This is a genomic window from Microcoleus sp. BM001215392, from assembly GCF_036700185.1.
GTDB lineage: Bacteria > Cyanobacteriota > Cyanobacteriia > Cyanobacteriales > Microcoleaceae > Microcoleus.
Genome location: NZ_JAUBOJ010000555.1, coordinates 1 through 3,604, shown reverse-complemented (window position 1 = coordinate 3,604; position 3,604 = coordinate 1). Strand labels below are relative to the sequence as shown.

Genomic DNA, 3,604 nt, shown 5'->3' with positions numbered 1-3,604 from the left:
TTTTTGGCTCTACTCGCGGAGCATCCCTGTTCCAAAACTGTCCGAAGTATTGCTGGACTCCAGTACAATTATATAGTAAGGCTAAATGATTTGTGCAAAAAGTGCGATCGGCTCTAGGGAAACAGCAATGCCGTGTCCTGCCAAGGGCGATCGGGAAAATCCCGGTTTCTGGCCACCCACCCGTGCGTCCAGGGCTATTAGATTTGTTAAGCAAAGGCGTGACGATTATTTTGGAGGAAAATAAACGATGAATTTAGAGCAAGCAGTTTTAGATAAGTTGCGGGCATTACCCCCGGATAAGCAGCAACAAGTTTTAGATTTTGCTGAGTTTCTTCAACATAAAATTATTCCTAAAAGACCGTTAAAAAGCGTCAAAGGAATGTGGGCTAATTTAGATATCGATATTACGGAAGAAGATATTGCCCAAGCGAGAAAAGAAATGTGGGGAAATTTTCCGAGAGAGGATATTTAATGACAGCCGTTGTAGCCGACACTCATACAATAATCTGGTATTTGCGGGAGACTGCTCGATTATCGCAAGCAGCAATGACTGCTTTGGATACAGCATTGGCAGGGGGCTATCCGATTTATGTGTCCGCGATTTCCGTGGTAGAAGTAGGCTATCTAGTAGAAAGATATCGATTGCCTGAAGAGGCATTTGAGCAGTTAATTAATGCCTTATCCGATCCAGATACTGGGTTAGCAAGCGCCCCTTTGGATCTAATAACAGCACAAACTCTGCGTCAGATTCCCCGCGATGTAGTGCCAGATATGCCAGACAGGATTATTGCTGCTACTGCTTTATCTTTGAGTCTTCCCTTAGTCACTCGCGACGCTAAAATTCAAGCGTTAACCAATATTCAGACAATTTGGTGAGTAAATTGTAGGTTGGGTTGCCCTTCGACTTCGCTCAGGAACCGGAACGAAACCCAACGAAAGATGCCCGCCCAGAGTAGGGTTTCGCTTCGCTCAACCCAACCTACGAAACTCATATACGAACTCATATACACCCCCCTCGTACTCGAATACGAACTCAAATACCCCTCTGAGAACATAGAAATACAGGGCCCAAAGAGAGCGAGAGAGAGCGAAACAAACATCTCTCAAACCGCCACTTAGCCCCAGTACCAATTTCATACAGAGGGAAAACATGACCGCAGTATACATCACTGACCCCGGTTCAATTCTCAGCGTCCAACAGCATCATTTCCAAGTAATCCACAAAGACAACTTGTGTCAAAGCGTACCAGTCACGCAAGTCACCCAAATTATTCTGTTTGGGATTTGCCAGCTATCGCGCCAAGCCGTCAAACTAGCATTTTCTCGGCAAATTCCCATCTATTATATCAACCAGCAAGGCCAAGAATTGGGCAACTGCGAACCCGATTCAAAAAAATCGGCAAAATACCGATTCCAGCAACTAAAACGGCTGCAAGACCCCGAATTCGTTCGCGCTTTTGCTGAGAGCATCACTTGGGCAAAAATGCACAATGAAAGCGTCTTACTCCAGCAGTTGCACGTCAGCAGCGCTGCATTTGAGCCTGAAGTTTACCGCGCTTTTTTCAGGTTGTTAATGGATGACTTGCCGATGGCTTATTCCATCGATGAACTACGGGGATACGATGTCACCGCCGAGAGCTTTTATTATCCCGCCCTCGGCTCATTGCTACCCTTTAATTTGGGTTTTCGGTGGCGCGATTTGCAGCATCCAACTGACCCCATCAACCGAATGCTGAACCTGGGAAATACCCTGCTGCACCAACAAACATCCGCTTTTGTGCAGTTATTGGGATTGGATGCGGACATCAGTCACTTACACGTTCCCAGCCAGCACCAAAAACCCCTTGTTTGCGATTTAATGGCAGAATTTCGCCCGATGCTGGTAGATGAATTAGCCGTCAACTTAGCCAAATCCCGCATCATTACCGCGCGAGATATTATCCCTGAAAACGGCAGCGACGCCTTGCTTTCGCCTCGCGCCCTCCAAACATTCATCCAGCATTGGGAAGAGAAATTGCGGACTTTGGTAACGCATCCCCATGCAGGAACGGTTAGCTATCGCCACTGTTTGGAATTGCAGGTACGCGAATATATCGCCTGCATTTTGGGAGACGTTCAGCATTACCGCCCGCTGGTTTGGACGCTTCCCAAAAATAACGCTGCTGCGGATTCTAATGACTGGGAAGATGAATATCCCGTACTGGTGAAAATGTAATCGATATCTCCAGAAAAACCTGTCTTGAACAGGCATCTTGCCTGTTCCACAAGAATTTTTGGAGAATGTAATTGATGTCTCCAGAAAAACCTGTCCTGAACAGGCAAGATGCCTGTTCCACAAGAATTTTTGGAGAGTGTAATTGATATCTCCAGAAAAACCTGTCTTGAACAGGCAAGATGCCTATTCCACCAGAATTTTTGGAGAGTGTAATTGATATCTCCAGAAAAACCTGTCTTGAACAAACAAGATGCCTATTCCACAAGAATTTTTGGAGATATCTAATGTTTTACCTCATCTGTTACGACATTGTGGATGACCGCCGCCGGCTGAAGATTTCTAAGTTATTGGAAACTTGCGGTTGCCGAGTTCAGAAGTCGGTATTTGAGTGCGTGTTGGATGAAAAACGGCAAGAACAACTGCAAAAACGGCTGTTGAAATTGCTAAACAAACGGCAAGACCAAATCCGATTTTATCCTCTTTCTGCTCACTGTCGATGCAAGGTAATAGTGCTGGGAGTGCAGCCAAAGTTTGCCATAGACGATGAGGCTTTTATTGTTTAGTTTTGGGGGTTTGCTTTATGACTCGGCGGTTGAAACCGCGTCTACACAAGCAAAGTCTGCCTCCGCAGACTAAGAAATAAGGTTTTCGTAGTTTTCGTAGGGTGCGTCAGTCGAATTTCTCGAACAATTATTGAAGATTTTGAAGCTGACGCACCTTACTATATACGCCGATTGCGTAACTCTTGTTCTCCCTGTTTTTCTAGGGGATTTATGAGCGATGAAGCTGCTAAGTTTCGGCTGCGGTTTTCTCCAAAAGTCCAAAAACAACTGAAATCGCTTCCTGTCCAAGTTCAAAAGCAATACCACAAAGCTTTTCAAACAATAGCATCTGAGGGCCCTGAATACAGAAGCTTGAGAACGCACCGATACAGGCACAAAAAAGGTGAAGTTTGGGGTTCTGCGGCTTCGATGGCGCTGAGATTTTATTGGGAGTATGCGGGAGATCAAACAATTTCGATTCAGGAAATTGATTCGCACTAGCAGCGGTAAATGCCTGGTTAATTTACTTGAAGATTTGGAGGTTTTTGAGGATGAAAAAGCCGCGAAGTTTGACAAGTAGAGAACGCTATTTGATTGCCGTTTACAGTCAATGTCAATTGGGTATGACACCGAGACAGTTTTATGCTAAATGGGAAGTGACTCATGAGGAGATTGCTTTTATTTGTTCTCGTTCTGATTCGACGGTGCGGGGTTGGTTTAAGCGGGGGAAAAACCGACGGTCTCCTACTGCTACTGATTTGCGCCATTTGGCTTTAATGGACTTTCTGCTAGACAATACTTCGGACAGTTTTGGAACAGGGATGCTCCGCGAGTAGAGCCAAAAAGT

General features: G+C 45.3%; 7 protein-coding genes. 6 read left to right on the top strand and 1 reads right to left on the bottom strand.

Going from position 1 to position 3,604, the window contains the following annotated elements:
- The coding region (locus QT974_RS32555; RefSeq protein WP_333472494.1) for a hypothetical protein at positions 1-214 on the bottom strand (214 nt) is incomplete at its 3' end.
- 33 nt (positions 215-247) lie between these two features.
- On the opposite strand from QT974_RS32555, the gene QT974_RS32550 reads away from it, so the two are divergent.
- The 6 genes from QT974_RS32550 (at position 248) to QT974_RS32525 (ending at position 3,593) form a co-directional block, all read left to right on the top strand.
- Positions 248-472 carry a DUF2281 domain-containing protein gene (locus tag QT974_RS32550; protein ID WP_333472493.1) on the top strand — a complete coding sequence of 75 codons (225 nt, stop codon included), beginning with the start codon at positions 248-250 and terminating at the stop codon, positions 470-472.
- A complete protein-coding gene (locus QT974_RS32545; protein WP_293271810.1) occupies positions 472-876 on the top strand; it encodes a type II toxin-antitoxin system VapC family toxin in 405 nt (134 codons plus the stop codon). The genes QT974_RS32550 and QT974_RS32545 overlap by 1 nt, the downstream gene beginning before the upstream one ends.
- A 274-nt stretch (positions 877-1,150) precedes the next feature.
- A complete protein-coding gene (cas1, locus tag QT974_RS32540) occupies positions 1,151-2,215 on the top strand; it encodes a CRISPR-associated endonuclease Cas1 (protein ID WP_333472492.1) in 1,065 nt (354 codons plus the stop codon).
- 284 nt (positions 2,216-2,499) lie between these two features.
- Positions 2,500-2,778: a CRISPR-associated endonuclease Cas2 gene (cas2, locus tag QT974_RS32535; protein ID WP_333472491.1), complete on the top strand. Its 279-nt coding sequence runs from the start codon at positions 2,500-2,502 to the stop codon at positions 2,776-2,778.
- Positions 2,779-2,988: 210 nt separating this feature from the next.
- On the top strand, positions 2,989-3,258 hold the full coding sequence (locus QT974_RS32530) for a type II toxin-antitoxin system RelE family toxin (RefSeq protein WP_333472490.1): 270 nt from the start codon (positions 2,989-2,991) through the stop codon (positions 3,256-3,258).
- A 50-nt stretch (positions 3,259-3,308) separates the two neighbouring features.
- The gene (locus QT974_RS32525; RefSeq protein WP_333472489.1) at positions 3,309-3,593 is read left to right on the top strand and encodes a helix-turn-helix domain-containing protein; all 285 of its coding nucleotides are present in this window, start codon (positions 3,309-3,311) and stop codon (positions 3,591-3,593) included.
- Positions 3,594-3,604 lie beyond the last annotated feature (11 nt).